The sequence below is a fragment of the Pseudomonas sp. PS01300 genome (genome assembly GCF_029960155.1).
GTDB lineage: Bacteria > Pseudomonadota > Gammaproteobacteria > Pseudomonadales > Pseudomonadaceae > Aquipseudomonas > Aquipseudomonas palmensis.
Genome location: NZ_JASCPN010000062.1, coordinates 13745 through 32275, shown reverse-complemented (window position 1 = coordinate 32275; position 18531 = coordinate 13745). Strand labels below are relative to the sequence as shown.

Sequence of the window (18531 nt, the reverse complement as noted above, 5' to 3'; positions counted from 1 at the left end):
GGCTTGACCCGCGATGCGAGCGACGCGGTACTTCCTGATCGCGTGGCCCCCATCGCGGGTCAAGCCCGCTCCCACAGGACCTCGCTCTTGCAATGACCTGCACAGAACAGCACTCATCCGAATTAGCGTCATCGAGGTTTTGACATGAACGTTTTGATCATCGGTAGCGGCGGCCGCGAACACGCCCTGGCCTGGAAAGTTGCCCAGGACCCTCGCGTCGAGACTGTCTTCGTCGCCCCCGGCAACGCCGGCACCGCCACCGAAGCCAAGTGCAAGAACGTCGACATCGACGTCACCGCCCTGGACCAACTGGCCGACTTCGCCGAGAAGAACGTCGCCCTGACCATCGTCGGCCCCGAGGGCCCGTTGGTGGCCGGCGTGGTCGACCTGTTCCGCAGCCGCGGCCTGGACTGCTTCGGCCCCACCAAGGGCGCGGCGCAGCTGGAAGGCTCCAAGGCCTTCACCAAGGACTTTCTGGCCCGTCACAAGATCCCGACCGCCGACTACCAGAACTTCACCGAAGTGGAGCCGGCCCTGGCCTACCTGCGCGAAAAAGGCGCACCGATCGTGATCAAGGCCGACGGCCTGGCCGCGGGCAAGGGCGTGATCGTCGCCATGACCCTGGCTGAAGCCGAGGACGCGGTACGCGACATGCTCGCCGGCAATGCCTTCGGCGACGCCGGTTCGCGCGTGGTCATCGAAGAGTTCCTCGACGGCGAGGAAGCCAGCTTCATCGTCATGGTCGACGGGCAGAACGTGCTGCCGATGGCCACCAGCCAGGACCACAAGCGCGTCGGCAACGCCGACACCGGCCCCAACACCGGCGGTATGGGCGCCTACTCGCCAGCCCCGGTGGTCACCGCCGAGGTCCACCAGCGCGTGATGGACCAGGTGATCTGGCCGACCGTCAACGGCATGGCAGCCGAAGGCAACGTGTACACCGGCTTCCTGTATGCCGGGCTGATGATCGACAAGGCCGGCAACCCCAAGGTCATCGAGTTCAACTGCCGCTTCGGCGACCCGGAAACCCAGCCGGTGATGCTGCGCCTGGAATCGAGCCTGGTGCTGCTGATCGAAGCGGCGTTCGCCAAGGCCCTGAACAAGGTCGAAGCGCAGTGGAACCCGCAGCCGAGCCTGGGCGTTGTACTGGCCGCCGGCGGCTACCCGGGCGACTACGCCAAGGGTGCACCGATCAGCGGCCTGGACGCCGCAGCCAAGCTCACCGGCAAGGTGTTCCATGCCGGTACCGCCCTCAAGGACGGCCAGGTGGTCACCAGCGGTGGTCGCGTACTGTGTGCCACTGCCCTGGGTGAGACCGTCGAAGCCGCGCAGCAGCAGGCCTACCGCCTGGCCGCCGAAATCGAGTGGGACGGCAGTTTCTACCGCACCGACATCGGCTACCGCGCCATCGCCCGTGAACGTGGCGAGCACCAGGAGTAAGCTGACACGGCAAGGCTCCAAAGGGGCCTTGCCTTCGGCTTGGCACGCCGCGCATAGTTGCAAACCGGCATTTGGCTAGGAAGGGATATCTCGTGCGTTGGCTCAGGATTGCCATTGGACTCACCGTCAGCCTGCTGACTCTGCTCTGCCTGTTCCCGGCCACGGCCGATTCAGGCAGTGGGTGGTCGGTATTGCTCGACGATCAGGCCAACCTGCAACTGAGCGACATCCGTTCCGAGCGTTACCGTAACCAGTTCAGTCCCATCGAGCTCAACCAGCTCGATGCCGCCGAGCCCCAGCAGGCGCTCTGGCTGCATTACCACCTGCCCCCACACCAGCCCGAACAGGTACTGCGCCTGTTCGCCCCGGACCTGTCGCACCTGAACCTGTATGTGGTCGACGGCGCCCGGCTGATCGAGCAGTCCCACAACGGCCGCCCGGACACCAACGGCCCGGTGAGCCTGACCACCAACGATCACCTGCTGGCGGTGCCGACCAGCGACCAGGCCCAGGACCTCTACCTGCGGCTGGTCTCCGAGCACCAGCTGCGGCCCGGCATCAGCCTGATGCCCGCCGTGAGCGCCGCCGCCGACCAGCGCCAGCCACTGCTGTTCGGGTTGCTGTTCGGCTGCATGGGCATGCTGATCCTGCACAACCTGGTGCGCTTCGGCTATTCGCGCTCCACCAGCAGCCTGTGGCTGGCCGGTTACCACAGCCTGATGCTGCTCAGCGCGCTGATCCTGCTCAACCTGAGCGGGCCGTGGAACCTCTGGCAGACCTCGCAGACCCCGGCCGCCTACCTCACCGCCCTGCTCGCCAGCCTCTGCGGGCTGGCCTTCACCCTGCGCTTCTTCGCCCCCCTGCAGCAGCCGCGCCTGGCCCGCCTGCTGCAAGGCGAGATCCTGCTGATCGCCATCGGCGGCCTGTTGCTGCTGTTCGTCGACACCTTGCCGTTGAACCTGGCCACCTACGCGCTGGTGGCCCTGGCCAGCCTGAGCATGCTGATCACGGCCGTTTGCCACTGGGTGCGCGGCTTCGCCCCGGCGCGCCTGTTCAGCCTGGCCATGCTGGTGTTCAACCTGGGCTGCCTGGTGGTGCTGCCGGCGCTGCTGGGCCTTACCCGCACCCCCACCGAATGGCTGCTGTTCATTCTGCTGGGGTTCACCGCCTTCACCGGCCTTCTGCTCAACATGGCCCTGGGCGAGCGCCTGCGCAGCATCAGCGAGGCGCGCTTCAGCGCCAGCCGCGAGCTGGCCGCCAGCACCGCCGAAATCAACGCCAAGGCAGAGTTTCTGGCACGCATCAGCCACGAGATCCGCACCCCGATGAACGGTGTGCTGGGCATGACCGAACTGCTGCTGGGCACCCCGCTGTCGGTCAAGCAGCGCGACTATGTGCAGACCATCCACAGTGCCGGCAACGAGCTGCTGACCCTGATCAACGAGATCCTCGACATCTCCAAGCTCGAGTCCGGCCAGATCGAGCTGGATGACGTGCAGTTCGACCTCAACGCCCTGATCGAGGACTGCCTGAGCATCTTCAGGGCCAAGGCCGAACAGCAGAACATCGAACTGATCAGCTTCACCCAGCCGCAGGTGCCGCGGGTCATCAGCGGTGACCCCACGCGCCTGCGCCAGGCCCTGCTGAGCCTGCTGGAAAACGCCCTGAAAAAGACCGAGCAGGGCGAGATCCTGCTGGTGGTGGCACTGGACCAGCGCGGCAGCAGCCCGCGCCTGCGCCTGGCCGTGCAGGACAGCGGCGAACCGATCCCGCCCAGCGAGCGCGAGGCACTGCTGCAGGCCGAGTTGCACAGCGAGCACGTGCTGTCGAGCAACAAGCTCGGCGGCCTGCTGGGCCTGGTGATCGCCAAGCAACTGATCGCCCTGATGCAGGGCGAGTTCGGCATCAAGACCAGCCACAACCAGGGCAACACCCTGTGGATGACCCTGCCGCTGGACCCGCAGCGCCTCGAACAGCCCGCCGCCGACCTCGACGGCCCGCTGCGCGATGCCCGGGTGCTGGTGGTGGACGACAACGACACCTGCCGCAAGGTGCTGGTGCAGCAGTGCAGCGCCTGGGGCATGAACGTGAGCGCCGTGCCCTCGGGCAAGGAAGCCCTGGCCCTGCTGCGCACCAAGGCGCACCTGCGCGACTACTTCGATGCCGTGCTGCTCGACCAGAACATGCCCGGCATGACCGGCATGCAACTGGCCGCCAAGATCAAGGAAGATCCGAGCCTGAACCACGACATCCTGATCATCATGCTCACCGGCATCACCAATGCGCCGAGCAAGGTCATCGCCCGCAACGCCGGGGTCAAGCGCATCCTGGCCAAGCCCGTGGCCGGCTACACCCTCAAGACCACCCTGGCCGAAGAACTGGCCCAGCGCAGCAAGGGCCAGATGCTCGGCATGCAGCCGCCCAGCCTGGCCACCCCGCTGGACGTGCCCGCCGACTTCCGCATCCTGGTGGCCGAAGACAACAACATCTCCACCAAGGTGATCCGCGGCATGCTCGGCAAGCTCAACCTGGAGCCCGACACCGCCAGTAACGGCGAGGAAGCCCTGCAGGCCATGAAGGCGCAGCGCTACGACCTGGTGCTGATGGACTGCGAGATGCCGGTGCTGGACGGCTTCTCGGCCACCCAGCAGCTGCGCGCCTGGGAGGCGGTCAGCCTGCGCCCGCGCACGCCGGTGGTGGCGCTGACCGCGCACATCCTGGCCGAGCACAAGGAGCGCGCACGCCAGGCCGGCATGGACGGGCACATGGCCAAGCCGGTGGAGCTGTCGCAACTGCGCGAACTGATCGAATACTGGGTGGCCCACCGCAAGCCCCACGAGCAGCCCGACAACGCGCCCGTCCCCCACTGATACACTTGCCCAACGCCCCCTTTGCCGCGAGCCCACGCCATGCTCCATGAGTTGTTCAGCGTCTACCTGAAGATGCTCGTGCTCTACAGCCCGTTCTTCGTCCTGTCCTGCTTCATCAGCCTGACCCGCGGCCACTCCAGCAAGGAGCGCAAGCAGCTGGCCTGGCGCGTGGCGCTGGCGGTACTGATCGCCAGCGTGCTGCTGTACCTGTTCGGGCGGGCAATCTTCGGCATCTTCGGCATCACCCCCGACGCGTTTCGCATCGGCGCCGGCAGCGTGCTGTTCATCTCGGCGCTGGGCATGGCCCAGGGCAAGTCGGCGGTCAACACCGACAACGTGCAGCAGGACGTGACCATCGTGCCGTTGACCATCCCGCTGACCGTCGGCCCCGGCACCATCGGTGCGCTGCTGGTGATGGGCGTCAGCCAGCCGCACTGGGACGACAAGCTGCTGGCCATCGTGAGTATCGCCCTGGCCAGCTTCACCGTGGGCCTGGTGCTGTTTCTGTCGCACCGCATCGAACGGCTGCTTGGCGACCAGGGCCTGCAGATCGTCAGCCGGCTGATGGGCCTGTTCGTGTGCGCCCTGGCGGCGCAGATCATCTTCACCGGGATCAAGGGCTACCTGGTGCTCTAGCCCCTACCGGTCCTGGAAGAAACCTTCCGAGAGTGCCCGGGTCTGGGCCAGTACGAACGTGCGATGGCTCGCGTACGCCTGGCGATCGAACAGGTAGCAGCCACCATGGGGCGTCAGGGTCACGTAGCGCCGGTAGGTATCGGTCAGAAAGCCGTGCTCGACGTCCACTTCAAAGCGCATCACCAGCCCGCAGAAACACAGCATGGGCTGGTTGCGTCGATCGGTGAAACAGGACGTGACCTTGCAGTGCATGGCCTTCTCCACGTCGCGCCTGGGCATGGCCGAAGACTCGAAGTGGCGCCGGGCCTTGGTCTCCAGGTCGAGGTCGCGCAGCGACTGGCTGATCACCTGGTGAAACAGCACCTCGGCGTCCCGCTGTACCACCGTGACCTCGAAGGCACGCACCTGCGCCAGGTCGTGGGCAGCCGTGGACACCGACGACAGAAAGCTGATCAGGCGGCAACCATGCCGCAAAAGGCAGGCATGGTGGAACTCATTCCAGGCCTGCGGCGAGGCATGCTGGCCAACCGCTTTGCTGGCGTACATCTCGGCGTACACCATCAGGTCCATCATGTCCTGCATGTCGGCAGGGTCCATGCCATCACCGAACGACACCCGGTTGTCGCCGATCACCTGCGAACGTTCAGTGGAGGTCATGGGTGCCCCCTTGCAGCGAGCCGTCGGCCTTGGCCTTGGCCTGCGGCACCACCCGCCTGAGCACAACGGCATCGTCCTCCAGGGCTGCCACCGTCATCTCGCGCAGTCGCGCATAGCGCGCAACCGACAACTGCTTGTGGCTGTAGAAGAACAGCGCGTCGCCCGGGCTGTCGACCCCGCAGAACGTCTGGTGCAGAAAGTCCTGCTGAAGCGGCACCACCAGCGCCAGGCTCACAAACAGGCTGAACACCTGGTCTGGCGCAGTACACGCACTGAGCTGGAAGTTGATCGCCGTGCGCTGGCTGGCCTGGCTGTGCGCGAGCACCTGGGCACGAAACAGCTGGCGCGCCGGGTGCTCGTAGGCCAGTTCGCAAATCTGCTCCAGCATGTCGGTCATCTGCCGCACGATGGCCGCAGGCAACTTCTTCTTCAGGTGCCTGGTCACCAGCGCGACGATGCTCAGGTCATCCAGGCCGGCGAACCTGGACACATCGGACTGCACGGTCTGGGTGCTCCACATGAGCTGGCCCAGGCCGTCCACATTGCGCTTGAACCAGGCCCGGGGGTTGGCGGTGACCAGGCCGTCCTGGTTGGCCGACACCTGCGCCAGCAAGTGGGAGTTCAATACATCATCCCTGTCCGGTGCGCTCAACCCGCCGGGAAATGAAATCAGCTGCGCACCATTGACCCATGTCTCGTACTGCATTGCCATGCCTCGACTCCTTGAGGATAGCGGCACCGGCGCCTTGACACCGGTGCCGGTAGAATTACTTCTTCTTGATTTTCCTGAAGAAGTTATCCGAGGAAATACCCATGTAGTCGTGGATGTCGTCTTTGTTGCGCTGATAGACACGTTCGTTCCAGTTGACCATGGTGGCCACCTGAGTGATGTCCATGGTTTCGTTGTCCCACTTCCAGAACAGTGCGCCGCCCTTGTCGGTACGCTTGTTGTATTCAAGCCCGATGAACAGTGTCACGGCTTCGCCGTTATCCGTTTCAAGGCACGGCAGAATGCGGCAACTGTCCTTGCTCGCGCCGGTGCTGTTGTTGTTGAACAGGGTGATCATGTCCTCGTCGCCCTTGAGCTTGTCGAGGGCCCTGGAAACCAGCGGGATCATGGCGGCTGCGTTGCCACCGGCCACCGAGGCGACGATTTCCAGCACCACGCTGTCCATGGTGATGTCGCGCTTGCTGGTGTTGTAGCTCTGACGGTCCGAACTGGTCATGAACCAGCCGGCGTGCAGCATGGCCTCCCGGTAGGCTGCCAGCCATTGCAGGGGCTGCTCCTGGATACTGCCCGAGGTGTTGGCCACCATCTCGGCGAACAGGGTGGCGTCCTTGGCCATCTGGCGCTTGTCCGCCGACAGCTTGTCGGCAAAGGTCAGAATCGTCGGGCCTTCGCTGGTCATCAGTGCCACTTCGCCCGTTTCGTCATCGAGCCCTTCACTGGCCAGCAGCCCGCGCATGGACAGCGGCGAATGCTGAAGATCCGGTACTTCCAGGTTGCTGAAGAATTCAGCGCTTTTTTCCGCGCAGGGAAACACAGTCGAGTTATCCATAACATCATCCTTGTTCAGTTTTGGTTTGCCGCGGCACAGCCAGGCCACTGCAAACTATCACCGGGCCTGCATGAAAAAAGGTGCGCCCGTTTCCAGGCGCACCTTTCTTTCCCTACGAGACCCTGTGGCTATCCAGGGCGGCCGGCGCCATACCAACGCGGCGTGTACACCCACTCGCCACCGTCGGCACGCGCGAAGGTGCAGGTGGTGGACGACCCCACCAGCACCATGGTGCGCATGTCCACCTGCTCTGGCGTCAGCTCGCCCAGGGTCAGGGTGCGCAGGGTCTGGCCGGGGCGGCCGATGTCACGGCCCAGCACCACCGGGGTGGCCGGCGTTCGGTGCTGGCGCACGATCTCCAGGGCACGCCCCAGCTGCCAGGGCCGCGAGCGCGAGATCGGGTTGTAGAAGGCCAGCGCCAGGTCGGCCTGGCAGGCGAGGTCCAGGCGTTTCTCGATGATGTCCCAGGGCTTGAGGTTGTCCGACAGCGACAGCACGCAGAAGTCATGCCCCAGCGGCGCACCGGCCTGCGCGGCGGTGGCCAGCGAGGCCGAGACGCCCGGCAGCATCTGCAGCTCGACGCTGTGCCACTGCGGGTCCGTCGACTCGTGCAAGGCTTCGAGCACCGCCGCTGCCATGGCGAACACGCCCGGGTCGCCCGACGATACCACCACCACCGAGCGGCCTTGCGCGGCCAGCTCGAAGGCATGCCGTGCGCGCTGCATTTCTTCGCGGTTGTCGGTGCAGTGCAGCACCTGATCGGCGCGGAACGGGCCGGCCATGCGCACATAGGTTTCATAACCCAGCACGTCATTGGCGCGTGCCAGCTCGGCCTTGACCGCCGGCACCATCAGGTCGGCGGCGCCCGGGCCCAGGCCGATCACCGCCAGGCGGCCACGGGCGCGCCCGATCCGTTGCGGGTCGATCGGCTGGCCGGCCACCGCAATCGCCACGCCCTCGCCTGCGCACTGCGGCGCCAGCAACTGCGGCCAGGCCTGCGCGGCCAGCTCGGCAACACTGCCGGCGGCCGGGGCGAAGCGCAACGGCACGCCCAGCTCGGCCGCTGCCGCGTGCAACGCCGGGCTGGCCATCTCGCTGTCGGCCGCCAGCAGGCAGGCCAATGCCGGCTCGGCGATCTTCGCGCGGTGCAGCGCCGCACGCACCGCCGCGGCCAGCTCCGGCACTTGGGCACTCACGGCCACCAGCACGCAGCGCGGGTAGATCACCAGCTCGTTGGCGTCGGCCTCACGTGCATCGCAGCCCACGTGAATGGCCAGCTGCGCCTGCTCGCTCTGCGGCAGTTGCGCCTGTTCCAGCCACGGCGCGGCGCCATCGATGCGCACGCTTTCACCGGCCAGCAGGTCGGACACGAAACGCTTGCCCAGCTCCAGGTCGGCCAGCGCATAACCACTGGGCGGGTTGAGCAGGCAGGTGCCGAAGCGCAGCTCGCCGCTGGTGGTGATGGCCGGCGCCACGCCGAGACCGGCGGCGATCTCGCGGGCCAGCCCGTTGACCCCGCCCAGCCCGCCCAGCAGCGGCACCACGGCGCTGCCGTCTTCGGCCACGGCCAGTACCGGCGGTTCGGCGCCCTTCTCCAGCAGCACGCTGGCCAGGCTGCGAATCACGATGCCGGCGGCGCACAGGGCAATGATCGGGGTGTCCTGCTGGTACAGCTGGCGCAGGGTGGCGCCGAAGTCCTGGTAGCTGCGGTCCGTGCCCTCGACCCGCCCGGCCAGGCCGTGGATCAATGCATCGGGGTACAGCTGCTGGAGCCTGCGGGCAGTGGCCAGGCTGCCCTTGCCCAGGATCACGATGGCCGGTGCGTGAGATGTCATCACCCTTGCCACCGTTCACCCGGCACGATGATCAGCGAGAAGTATGGCGAGGACTGCGGGTCGACTGCATCCAGCGCCACGATCTTCTGGTTGGCCATGGTCGCGCGCTCCACGTACAGCGCTCGCTCGGCCAGGCCCAGTTCGGCCAGCACCTGGCGCACCTTGGGGAAATTGCGCCCCAGCTTCATGATCACCGCCGCGTCGGCATCGGCCAGGCGGCGCTTGAGCTCGTCGGCCGGCAGCACGCCCGACAGCACCGACAGGCTCTGGTTGCGGTACACCAGTGGCGCGCCGAGTACCGAGGCGCCCCCGAGCATCGAGCACACGCCGGGGATCACCTGGGCCTCGTAGCGCTCGGCCAGGCGGTCGTGCAGGTACATGTAGGAGCCATAGAAGAACGGGTCGCCTTCGCAGATCACCGCCACGTCGCGGCCGGCATCCAGGTGCGCGGCCACTTCCAGGCTGGCGCCGTCGTAGAAGTCGCTGATCACCTGCTCATACGACAGCGGCGCCGGCAGTGCCTCGGTGGTCACCGGGTACACCAGCGGCAGCAATGTCTGCGCCTGCTGCAGGTGCGCCTCGATGATGCCGAAGGCATTGCCGCGCTTGCCCTTGGCCACGAAATACGCCACCACTGGCGCCTCGCGCAGCAGGCGCAGCGCCTTGACCGTGATCAGTTCGGGGTCGCCGGGGCCCACGCCCAGGCCAAGCAGTCGTCCGCGTGGCTGCATCATTCGACCTCCGTGGCCAGGGCATTGACCGCCGCTGCTGCCATCGCGCTGCCGCCCAGGCGGCCCTCGACGATCACGAACGGCACGCCACGGCTGTCGGCCGCGAGCATCGCCTTGGACTCGGCCGCGCCGACGAAACCGACCGGGAAGCCGAGGATCAGCGCAGGCTTCGGCGCCCCTGCATCGATCATCTCGAGCAGGTAGAACAATGCGGTCGGCGCATTGCCGATCACCACCACGCTGCCTTCCAGGTGCGGGCGCCACAGCTCCAGGGCCACCGCCGAGCGGGTGTTGCCCAGCTCCTTGGCCAGGCCCGGCACGCTGTCGTCGCGCAGGGTGCAGATCACCTCGTTGTTGGCCGGCAGGCGTGCACGGGTGATGCCTTCGGCAACCATGCGCGCATCGCACAGGATCGGCGCACCGTTGGCCAGCGCCTCGCGCCCGGCCCTGCCGGCGCCTTCGCTGAAGCGCAGCTTGTCGACCACCTCGACCATGCCGCAGGCATGGATGACCCGCACCGCGAGTTTTTCCAGGTCGGCCGGGATCCGCTCCAGGCGAGCCTCCTGGCGAATGATGGCGAAGGAGTTGCGGTAGATCTCCTGGCCGTCGCGGATGTAATCAATCATCGGGGTTGCTCCGTAGGCGGGCGTCGAGTTGCGCGCCCGCTTCTTTCAATGTCAGGTTGCGCCCGCCAGGGGCGCCCAGGCCCGGCTGCGCCGGGTCGTGAAAATACAGGTCGTAATGCCCGGGCCCGACCGCCAGCAGGGTGGCCGGTGCACGGTGGGCCAGCGCGCAGGAACGCGCGCAGCCGCTCAGGTGAATGCCGGCCACCGGGCCCGGCTCGCGCAGCAGCGCCGCCAGCTGCACGGCGTCGGCCTTGGTGTCGGCCAGGGCCTTGGCGCAGCCGGCCGAACCGGTGCAGGCCACCATGCGCGCCAGCGGCTGCGCCGGGTCGCACAGCAAACCCAGCGCTGCCAGCCCGGCCAGCGCCTGCTCGGCGTCGGTGGCGGCAAGATTGGGCAGCAGCAGGCTTTGCCAGGGCGTCATGCGCAGGCTGGCGTCGCCCAGGCTGCTGGCCAGGTGCGCGGCGCCACGCAACTGCGCGGCGCTCAGGCGCCCCAGCGGTGCGGCGGCGCCCACCGCGACCCTGCCCGTCTGGCGCTGTGGGTAGACACCCAGATGGCGGGCCTGGTCACGTCGCGGCCGGCGCCAGCCCAGCACCCCGTGGTCGCGGCGCAGCGCCACGCCAAGGCCTTGCACGAACGCCTCGCTGCCGCATTCGGCCAGCAACTGGCGCATGCGCGCCTGCTGCACACTGGCCAGGTCGAGAAACCGCTGCAACACCGCCAGCACCAGCGCGTGCCCATCGGCCAGCGGCACCGCGCCCAGCGCACCCTCCTCGGCCGGGCAGCCGGCCAGGCCGAAGGCCAGCCACACCTCGCCGTCCAGGCGCAGTGCCGACAGCCACAGGTCGTGGGGGTGGGTGAGCATGGCCAGGTCTTCGCCAGCGTCCAGTTGCACGGCGAACTTGGCAGACAACTGATGAAAGCGCTCGCAGGTCTGCAGCGATTCGAGGATCTGCCCCGCCAGCGCCCGGCTGTCGAACAGCATGGCCGGGTCGAGACCGGCCGCCGGGCTGAGCATCAGGTTGCGCACATCGTCGCCCGCCGCCTGGCGCGGGCCCAGGCCGGCGTCGAGCAGGCATGCCACCAGCCCGGCGTGGTCGGCACCGATGCCGCGAATCTGCAGGTTGCTGCGGTTGGTTACCTCGATCACGCCGCCGGCAAAGCGCTCGGCGGCGTCGGCCACTGCGTGTGCCTGGGCCGCGCTCAGGGTGCCGGCGTCGAGCTTGATGCGTGAAATGCCGCCGTCCAGCGCCTGCACGATACGCCACAACCCCGGGCAGGCCGAGGGGCGAAGAGCTGGAGTGGGCAGGGGTTGCGGCAAGGGATCACCCGGCAATCGTCAAAAGGCGCTGGTAGCACAAAGGCGCGGTATTATGCCTGCTTTGTCCGTCGGCAGGCTAAGCCAGCCGGTCGGATAGGCAAGCGAAGAGGAACGGCATGGCGCCCTGGTTGACGGTAGTAGGTATTGGCGAAGACGGCTTCACGGGCCTGGGCAAACAGGCTCGGCATGCCCTGCTGCGAGCCACCAAGGTGTTCGGCAGCCCGCGCCAGCTGGCCCTGCTGCCCCACTGCTCGCGCGCCGAACGCGTCGCCTGGCCCAGCCCGTTTTCCCTGGCGCCACTGCTGGCCGAACGTGGCGAGCCGGTGTGCGTGCTGGCCAGTGGCGACCCGATGCTCTACGGCGTAGGCGCCAGCCTGGCGCGCCAGCTGCCGGCCGAGGCCATGCGGGTGCTGCCTGCACCGTCCTCCTACTCGCTGGCCGCCGCCCGCCTGGGCTGGCCCCTGCAGGATGTGGTCACGCTGTCGGTGGTAGCACGCCCGGTCGCCGCCGTGGCCGCCCACCTGTACAGCGGCCAGCGCCTGCTGGTGCTGAGCAATGACCGCAGCAGCCCCGCCGCCCTGGCCGCCCTGTTGCGCGAGCGCGGCTTCGGCCCCAGCCACCTGAGCGTGCTGGAGCACCTGGGCGGCGCCGACGAACGGCGCATCGATGCCCGTGCCGATGGCTGGCAGGACGCCGACTTCGCCGACCTCAACCTGGTGGCCATCGACTGCCGGGCCGGCGCCGATGCACCGCGCCTGTCGCCGCTGGCCGGCCTGCCTGATTCGGCCTTCGCGCACGACGGGCAGATCACCAAGCGCGACGTGCGCGCCATCACCCTCGCCCGCCTGGCCCCGCAGCCGGGCGAGCTGCTGTGGGACGTGGGCGCCGGCAGCGGCTCGATCGGCATCGAATGGATGCGCGCCCACCCCAGCTGCCGGGCGCTGGCCATCGAGGCCGACGCCGGCCGCCAGCAACTGATCGAACACAACCGCGACGCCCTGGGCGTGCCTGGCCTGCAACTGGTGCGCGGGCGCGCCCCGCAGGCGTTGCAGGGCCTGGAGCGGCCCCACGCGATCTTCATCGGTGGCGGCGTGACCCGCGAGGGCGTGCTGGACGAATGCTGGGCGCACCTGCGCCCCGGTGGCCGGCTGGTGGCCAATGCCGTGACCCTGCAGAGCGAGACCCTGCTGATGAGCTGGCGCGAACGTCATGGCGGCGAGCTCACCCGTATCCATGTGGCCCAGGCGCAGCCGCTGGGCGAGTTCGACACCTGGCGCCAGGCGCTGCCGATCACCCTGCTTGATGTGGTAAAGCCCCTCGATGCGTGACGAAACCGCAGAACAGCCGGCGCCGCTGCGCAGCGGCCTGACCACGGGCAGTTGCGCCACCGCCACCAGCCTGGCGGCGGCGCGCCTGCTGTTGAGCGGGCAATGCGACGACGCGGTGCACATCACCCTGCCCAAGGGCAGACAGGTGCAGATGCGCCTGGAGTTCTGCCGGCTGGCCGGGCCAGGCGCCGAAGCCGGCACCCTCAAGGATGCCGGCGACGACCCCGACGTAACCCATGGCGCGCTGCTCTACAGCCAGGTGCGGCTGCTGGCCGAGCCGGGCGTACGTTTTGTCGCCGGCATCGGCGTGGGCACCGTGACCCGCCCCGGGCTGGTACTGGGGGTAGGCGAGCCGGCGATCAACCCGGTGCCGCGGCGCATGATGACCGAGCACCTGCAGCGTCTGGCGCTGGAGTGCGATTACGCGGGGGGCTTCGAGGTCACCGTGAACGTGCAGGACGGCGACAGCCTGGCCCTCAAGACCATGAACCCGCGCCTGGGCATCCTCGGCGGGCTGTCGATTCTGGGCACCAGTGGCATCGTGCGGCCGTTTTCCTGCGCGGCCTACATTGCCTCGATCCACCAGGGCATCGACGTGGCCAAGACCAATGGCTACGAACACATTGCCGCGTGTACCGGCAATGCCAGCGAAGACACCATGCGCCGGGTCTACGGCATTCCCGACATCGCCCTGATCGAGATGGGCGATTTTGTCGGCGCGGTGCTCAAGCACCTGCGCAAGGTGCCGGTTGGCAAGCTGAGCATCTGCGGCGGCTTCGGCAAGATCAGCAAACTGGCGGCCGGGCACATGGACCTGCACAGCCGGCATTCGAGCATCGACCTGCCGCAACTGGCTGGCTGGGCGGCGGCGGTGGGTGCCGACGCCGCGTTGCAGGCGGCGATCATCGGCGCCAACACCAGCCAGCAGGCGTTGGCCCTGGCCAGTGCGGCGGGGGTCGGGCTGGGGGATGCGGTGTGCGAGCACGCGCTGGCTTTCGCCCGCAGCGTGGTGCCGGCGCAGGTACAGGTGGAGGTGTTCGCCATCGACCGCCAGGGCGGCATCGTCGGCCGGGCGGGTGTTCGATGAGCCGGCGCATCCTGTTGCTGGGCGGCGTGACCGAGGCGCTGTTGATAGCCCGTCAGCTGGGCCCGCAGCACGTCTACAGCCTGGCCGGTATCGGCCGGGTGCCCAGCGACCTGGCGTGCCAGGTGCGGGTGGGCGGCTATGGTGGGGCCGAGGGCCTGGCCGCTTACCTGCGGGCCGAAGGCATCGGGCTGGTGATCGACGCAACCCACCCGTATGCGGCGCAGATCAGCCGCAATGCGGCGCAGGCAGCGCGCCTGGCCGGGGTTGAATGCTGGGCGTTGCGGCGCCCGGCGTGGCAGGCGCAGGCCGGTGACGACTGGCGGGAAGTGGCAGACTGGACGCAGTTGATCGAGGCATTGAAACCGTTTCGCCGGCCCCTGTTCACCCTGGGGCGCGAGCCGTTGCAGCACCTGCACGAGATACCCGCGCAGCAGTTCTGGACCTTGCGCGCGCTGGAGGCGTGCGAGGGGAATGCGCGATGCGAAGTGATCGGCGCGCGGGGGCCGTTTCGCCTGGAGGATGAACGGGCGTTGTTCGAGCGTTACCGGGTGGATGTGCTGATCAGCAAGAACAGTGGCAGCGCCGCGACCGAGCCCAAGCTCGAAGTGGCGCGCGAGCGGGGTGTGCCGGTACTGATCCTGAAGCGGCCGGCGCTGGCGGGGGTGGATCGGGAGTTCGTGGGCGTCGCCGATGTGCTGGCGGCGCTTTGACGGGTGCACACAGCTCCAGAGTCGATCAAAAAAGGCTGACACAAGGTCAGGGGAACGATAGATGCGCTGTCGACGCAGTTACCCCACCTGCGACACTCCATCACACCCCGGCTTTTTTACATATACTTCGACATCTGGCTAAATAGCCCCACTCGATTCCTGACCGGATCTCCCCATGCCCGCACACCGGCTCGCCTACGCCTGGATCGCCTGCTTCGCAGTGCTGTTCAATCTGCTGGCCATGCCGTTGTCCGCCGCCGCTGCAAAAGCCCAACCCGAACAACTGCTCTGGGGCACCTTCTGCTCCAGCGGCGTGACCAAGATGATCGCCATCTCGCTGAATGCCCCCGACGGCCAACAGCAGAACGACGACCACTCCACCATGCAGCACTGCTGGTGCTGCTCCGGCACTGCCCCGCTGCTGGCCCTGCCCGGCCACCCGCCACGGCTGGTGACGTCCGAGCACACCCTCAACACCCCGTCACCGCTACTCGCCAGCTACCACCCCACGCCACGCCAGCAATGGCCCGCGCTCAATCCCCGCGCCTCCCCCCAGGCCTGAGTTCACTACGCTACCAGTTGCGAACCTGACCCGAACGGAGATTGACCATGCTCAAGAACGCCCTGCTGCTGGCCGCCCTGCTGCTGCCCGCCACCTTTGCCAACGCCCATGAATACACCGTGGGCGACCTGCATATCGCCCACCCGTGGTCGCAGGAGCTGCCGCCCAACGCCCCCAACGTGGCCGCCTATTTCATCGTGCACAACAACGGCAAGAGCGCCGACCGCCTGCTCGGCGTCGACAGCCCGATCACCGACAACGCCGAACTGCACGAGCATGTGCACAAGGACGGCCTGATGAAGATGCAGCAGGTGCAGGGTGTCGACATCCCCGCCGGCGCCGACCTGGTGTTCGCCCCCGGCGCCTACCACGTGATGCTGATGCAGCCCAAGGACCGCAGCCTGCTCAGCGACGGCAAGCGCTTCCCGCTGACCCTGCATTTCCAGAAGGCCGGCAACATCACGGTCGAAGTGGCCGTGCAGAAACAGGCCCCCGAGGGCACCGCCCACAGCCATTGATTCGCTGACGGCTGCACGCCATGCGCCTGCCCCGCAGCAGGCTCGCCCGCCCCGCTGACCTCCAACGAGCACGCGGCAGCTGGCTGAGCCTGTTCGCCATGTTGATGATCTTCATCGGCCCACTGGTCTCCCAGTCGATGCCGATGGATCACCGTGCCTCCATGCCCGGCATGGACATGGCCATGGACTGCCACTCAGGCAGCCACGCCAGCAGCCCGGCCGACAACCCGGCAGCGCTGCACGTCATCTGGGAAAAGTGCGGCTACTGCAGCCTGTTCTTCCACTGCCCGGCGCTGCCGCAGACGCTCAGCCTGCTCGACACCGAGGCCGTCTCGCCCCACACCACCCTGCGCGCCCAGCCGCGCCAGGGCCATGCGCGCCAGGCCATCTTCCCCGGCGCCCGCAGCCGCGCGCCACCTGCCCACATCGTCGTCTGAACCCACTTTGCATGCGCCCCAGGGCCCGGCTTGCTGCCGAGGCTCTTGCGCACCCTCACGACCACACGATGTTGGAAATACTATGTCCGGCTCTACCGTTACCCTGCGCCTGTCGCTGCAAGGCACCATCGCCCTGCTGTGCGGCACCCTGTTCAGCCACGTGGCCCTGGCCGCCGACAGCGGCCACGAAGGCCACGACCACGCCGAACTGAGCCCCACGGTGATCACTGCCGTGGCGCCCAGCTCGCCGCTGACCATCGTCACCAACCCCAAGGACCCACGCCAGCCGGTACCGGCCAGCGACGGCGCCGACTACCTCAAGACCATCCCGGGCTTCTCGGCCATCCGCGCCGGTGGCACCAACGGCGACCCGGTGCTGCGCGGCATGTTCGGCTCGCGCCTGAACATCCTTACCAACGGCGGCGTGATGCTCGGCGCCTGCCCCAACCGCATGGACGCACCCACCTCGTACATCTCGCCGGAAACCTACGACCGCCTCACCGTGATCAAGGGCCCGCAGAGCGTGCAGTGGGGCCCCGGCGCCTCGGCCGGCACCATCCTCTTCGACCGCGAGCCCGAACAGTTCGGCGAGCTCGGCAGCCGCGTCAACGCAAGCCTGCTGGCCGGCTCCAACGGGCGCTTCGACAAGGTGCTGGATGCTGCGGCAGGCAACGCACAGGGCTATGCACGCTTTGTCGGCAACCAGTCGCGCTCCGACGACTACAAGGACGGCAACGGCGACACCGTGCCCTCGCGCTGGGACAAGTGGAACGGTGACGTGGCCCTGGGCTGGACCCCGGATGCCGACACCCTGCTCGAACTCACTGCCGGCAAGGGCGATGGCGAGGCGCGCTATGCCGGGCGCGGCATGGACGGTTCGCAGTTCAAGCGCGAAAGCCTGGGCCTGCGCTTTGAGAAATCCAACCTGGGCGGGGTGCTCGACAAGCTCGAAGCCCAGGTCTACTACAACTACGCCGACCACGTGATGGACAACTACAGCCTGCGCACCTCGCCCACCAGCGGCATGATGGCCGGACCGATGGTCAGCAACGTCGACCGCCGCACCCTCGGCGGGCGGCTCAAGGCCACCTGGCGCTGGGAGGACGTGACCCTGGTCAGCGGTGTCGATGCGCAGACCAACGAACATCGCCAGCGCGGCGGCATGGGCGTGGATGCGCACAAGGCCGAGCCCTGGACCAAGGACGCGGACTTTCACAACTACGGCGTGTTCGGCGAGCTGACCTGGGAAACCTCCAGCCAGGACCGCCTGGTCAGCGGCGCGCGCCTGGACCGCGCCTCGGCCAAGGATTTTCGTGAAGCCAGCGCCACCCGCGGCAACACCCGCGCCGACACCCTGCCCAGCGGGTTCGTGCGCTACGAGCACGACCTGCTCGACCTCCCGGCCACCACCTATGTGGGCCTGGGCCATGCCCAGCGCTTCCCCGACTACTGGGAGCTGTTCTCGCCCAAGTCGGGCCCGGCCGGCTCGCTCAATGCGTTCGACTCGATCAAGCCGGAGAAGACCACCCAGCTCGACGTGGGCATCCAGTACAAGACCGAGCAGCTCGAAGCCTGGGCCTCGGGCTATGTCGGCCAGGTGCGCGACTACATCCTGTTCGACTACCGTCCCGGCATGATGGGCATGCTCAGCTCCCAGGCGCAGAACATCGATGCCCGTATCATGGGCGGCGAGCTGGGCGCGGCCTATCAGTTCGCGCCCAACTGGAAAGCCGACGCCACCCTGGCCTACGCCTGGGGCAAGAACAGCAGCGATGGCAAGGCGCTGCCGCAGATGCCGCCGCTGGAAAGCCGCCTGGGCCTGACCTACAGCCGCGACGCCTGGAGCGCCGGTGCGCTGTGGCGCCTGGTCTCGGCGCAGAACCGCATCGCCGAGGGTTCCGGCAACGTGGTGGGCAAGGACTACGAGAAAAGCGCAGGCTTCGGCGTGTTCTCGCTCAACGGCGCCTACCGCGTGAGCAAGAACATCAAGCTCAGTGCCGGCGTCGACAACCTGTTCGACAAGGCCTACGCCGAGCACCTGAACCTGGCGGGCAATGCCGGCTTCGGCTACCCGGCCAGTGATCCGCAGGCGATCAACGAGCCAGGGCGTACCCTCTGGACCAAGGTCGACCTGAGCTTCTGATGCACCACACGGGCGCGGCCACTGGCCGCGCCCTCTGGCAGACCGGCGGCGCCAACCTGAGCCCTGCTCAT

At 67.7% G+C, this 18531-nt stretch carries 17 protein-coding genes; 10 read left to right on the top strand and 7 right to left on the bottom strand.

The features are described 5' to 3' along the window. Positions 1 to 144: 144 nt before the first annotated feature. The 3 genes from purD (at position 145) to QMX96_RS22410 (ending at position 4946) form a co-directional block, all read left to right on the top strand. Positions 145 to 1440 (top strand): phosphoribosylamine--glycine ligase, encoded by a 1296-nt coding sequence (purD, locus tag QMX96_RS22420; RefSeq protein WP_043860473.1) that lies wholly within the window; start codon positions 145 to 147, stop codon positions 1438 to 1440. Positions 1441 to 1532: 92 nt separating this feature from the next. Further along, positions 1533 to 4310: a hybrid sensor histidine kinase/response regulator gene (locus QMX96_RS22415; RefSeq protein ID WP_282362457.1), complete on the top strand. Its 2778-nt coding sequence runs from the start codon at positions 1533 to 1535 to the stop codon at positions 4308 to 4310. 39 nt (positions 4311 to 4349) lie between these two features. Then, entirely contained in the window at positions 4350 to 4946 is a 597-nt protein-coding gene (locus QMX96_RS22410) for a MarC family protein (RefSeq protein ID WP_043860475.1), read from the top strand. A gap of 3 nt (positions 4947 to 4949) precedes the next feature. On the opposite strand, the gene QMX96_RS22405 is transcribed toward QMX96_RS22410, so the two are convergent. From QMX96_RS22405 to cobG, 7 genes are all read right to left on the bottom strand, one after another. Beyond that, positions 4950 to 5603, bottom strand: coding sequence for a hypothetical protein (locus QMX96_RS22405; protein ID WP_282362456.1), 654 nt, complete (start codon positions 5601 to 5603; stop codon positions 4950 to 4952). Continuing rightward, positions 5590 to 6315 carry a hypothetical protein gene (locus tag QMX96_RS22400; RefSeq protein WP_236176675.1) on the bottom strand — a complete coding sequence of 242 codons (726 nt, stop codon included), beginning with the start codon at positions 6313 to 6315 and terminating at the stop codon, positions 5590 to 5592. The genes QMX96_RS22405 and QMX96_RS22400 overlap by 14 nt, the downstream gene beginning before the upstream one ends. Positions 6316 to 6370: 55 nt before the next feature. Continuing rightward, a complete protein-coding gene (locus QMX96_RS22395; protein ID WP_043860478.1) occupies positions 6371 to 7162 on the bottom strand; it encodes a hypothetical protein in 792 nt (263 codons plus the stop codon). A 128-nt stretch (positions 7163 to 7290) separates the two neighbouring features. Further along, positions 7291 to 8997 carry a precorrin-3B C(17)-methyltransferase gene (gene cobJ, locus QMX96_RS22390; protein ID WP_088514162.1) on the bottom strand — a complete coding sequence of 569 codons (1707 nt, stop codon included), beginning with the start codon at positions 8995 to 8997 and terminating at the stop codon, positions 7291 to 7293. Beyond that, positions 8997 to 9728 carry a precorrin-2 C(20)-methyltransferase gene (locus QMX96_RS22385; RefSeq protein WP_054916149.1) on the bottom strand — a complete coding sequence of 244 codons (732 nt, stop codon included), beginning with the start codon at positions 9726 to 9728 and terminating at the stop codon, positions 8997 to 8999. The genes cobJ and QMX96_RS22385 overlap by 1 nt, the downstream gene beginning before the upstream one ends. Next, positions 9728 to 10354 carry a precorrin-8X methylmutase gene (locus tag QMX96_RS22380; protein WP_043863472.1) on the bottom strand — a complete coding sequence of 209 codons (627 nt, stop codon included), beginning with the start codon at positions 10352 to 10354 and terminating at the stop codon, positions 9728 to 9730. The genes QMX96_RS22385 and QMX96_RS22380 overlap by 1 nt, the downstream gene beginning before the upstream one ends. After that, positions 10347 to 11675, bottom strand: coding sequence for a precorrin-3B synthase (cobG, locus tag QMX96_RS22375; protein WP_282362452.1), 1329 nt, complete (start codon positions 11673 to 11675; stop codon positions 10347 to 10349). The genes QMX96_RS22380 and cobG overlap by 8 nt, the downstream gene beginning before the upstream one ends. A 116-nt stretch (positions 11676 to 11791) precedes the next feature. On the opposite strand from cobG, the gene QMX96_RS22370 reads away from it, so the two are divergent. The 7 genes from QMX96_RS22370 (at position 11792) to QMX96_RS22340 (ending at position 18460) form a co-directional block, all read left to right on the top strand. Continuing rightward, on the top strand, positions 11792 to 13003 hold the full coding sequence (locus QMX96_RS22370) for a bifunctional cobalt-precorrin-7 (C(5))-methyltransferase/cobalt-precorrin-6B (C(15))-methyltransferase (RefSeq protein ID WP_043863474.1): 1212 nt from the start codon (positions 11792 to 11794) through the stop codon (positions 13001 to 13003). Next, on the top strand, positions 12996 to 14090 hold the full coding sequence (locus QMX96_RS22365) for a cobalt-precorrin-5B (C(1))-methyltransferase (RefSeq protein WP_213606846.1): 1095 nt from the start codon (positions 12996 to 12998) through the stop codon (positions 14088 to 14090). Before QMX96_RS22370 ends, QMX96_RS22365 begins: the two co-directional genes overlap by 8 nt. Continuing rightward, the gene (locus tag QMX96_RS22360) at positions 14087 to 14800 is read left to right on the top strand and encodes a cobalt-precorrin-6A reductase (RefSeq protein ID WP_282362450.1); all 714 of its coding nucleotides are present in this window, start codon (positions 14087 to 14089) and stop codon (positions 14798 to 14800) included. The genes QMX96_RS22365 and QMX96_RS22360 overlap by 4 nt, the downstream gene beginning before the upstream one ends. 175 nt (positions 14801 to 14975) lie before the next feature. Further along, entirely contained in the window at positions 14976 to 15362 is a 387-nt protein-coding gene (locus QMX96_RS22355) for a DUF2946 domain-containing protein (RefSeq protein ID WP_054916153.1), read from the top strand. Between the two features lie 47 nt (positions 15363 to 15409). After that, on the top strand, positions 15410 to 15880 hold the full coding sequence (locus tag QMX96_RS22350; RefSeq protein WP_043863478.1) for a copper chaperone PCu(A)C: 471 nt from the start codon (positions 15410 to 15412) through the stop codon (positions 15878 to 15880). 20 nt (positions 15881 to 15900) lie between these two features. Next, complete coding sequence (locus tag QMX96_RS22345) at positions 15901 to 16317, top strand: DUF2946 domain-containing protein (protein WP_088514157.1); 417 nt, start codon at positions 15901 to 15903, stop codon at positions 16315 to 16317. A gap of 82 nt (positions 16318 to 16399) precedes the next feature. After that, positions 16400 to 18460, top strand: coding sequence for a TonB-dependent copper receptor (locus QMX96_RS22340; RefSeq protein ID WP_043863480.1), 2061 nt, complete (start codon positions 16400 to 16402; stop codon positions 18458 to 18460). Positions 18461 to 18531 lie beyond the last annotated feature (71 nt).